Raw genomic sequence first — 1,024 nt, 5'->3', positions numbered from 1 at the left:
TTCGCCAACCTGCTCGAGACCTACAGCCATGACCTGGCCAGCCTCGACCTGATGCGCGCGCACCCGGACGCTCCCAAGCTGACCATGGAGTTCATGATGGTCGGCCTGATTCAACATTATAAAAATCATGGATACGCGCGCTTCAGCCTGGGCATGGTGCCGTTGTCGGGGTTGCAACCCCGTCGCGGCGCACCGTTGACACAGCGCTTGGGCTCGATGGTATTCCGCCGTGGTGAGCAGCTCTACAACTTCCAAGGCTTGCGCCGCTTCAAAGACAAGTTCCAGCCTGACTGGGAACCCCGTTATATGGCCGTGCCCGCCGGACTCGATCCGCTGGTTGCGCTGGCCGACACTGCTGCCCTGATCGCGGGCGGCTTGACTGGATTGGTGAAACGCTGATGATTCAACGCTCCCTGAAATACATCCTGGCCGCACTGATCGTGCTGGCCGTGATTCTCGGCGGCGGTTTCTGGTACCTCAAACGCCCGGCACCAGAACCGACCCTCGAACAGCTCACTCCGGCCGATGGCGCAGCCATGACCCGCGTCATTCCCGGCACCACGCCGAAGGCCCAGGTATTGGTGGCGGTCAACGATGATCAGAAACTCAATGACAAGCAACTGACCACCCTGAGCCGCAGCGCCTCGGCGCAGATCGTTCAGGTGATTCTGCCCAAGGATTGCCTGCTGCAAAGCCGCGCCTTGCAAGCGGGCCTGCGTGAACTGCAGGGGCCGGCCACGCTGGTCAGCGGCATCGGCCCGGGCGCCGTGCTGGCCTGGCGCTGGTTGTCGGAACAGAAGAACGATAAGGCCCAGGCCGTTTCCGTGGATCTGGCCCTGGAAAAACCCGGTAGCTGCACACACCTGTTGCCCAAAAGCGCCGCCCACGGCCACTGGCTGGTGGCATGGAACGACAACCCGGACGACACCAGTGCCGGCTTCGTGCGTGACCAGCCGAACGCCGAAACCAGCATCAGCGACTACGACATCAACCTGCCGCAAGTGCTGAACAACGAACTGCGCAA

The 1,024-nt window shown here is 62.1% G+C and carries 1 protein-coding gene and 1 pseudogene; both read left to right on the top strand.

The genetic code is table 11. From position 1 onward, the window contains the following. Positions 1–399: phosphatidylglycerol lysyltransferase domain-containing protein (locus D8V06_RS05395; RefSeq protein ID WP_130930565.1), on the top strand; the 399-nt coding region annotated here is incomplete at its 5' end. Continuing rightward, positions 399–1,024: pseudogene (locus D8V06_RS05390) on the top strand (virulence factor family protein); the annotation flags it as partial. The gene D8V06_RS05395 and the pseudogene D8V06_RS05390, both read left to right, overlap by 1 nt.

Source organism: Pseudomonas sp. Sample_24, from assembly GCF_004307605.1.
GTDB lineage: Bacteria > Pseudomonadota > Gammaproteobacteria > Pseudomonadales > Pseudomonadaceae > Aquipseudomonas.
This window is presented reverse-complemented; position numbering and strand designations above follow the sequence as displayed.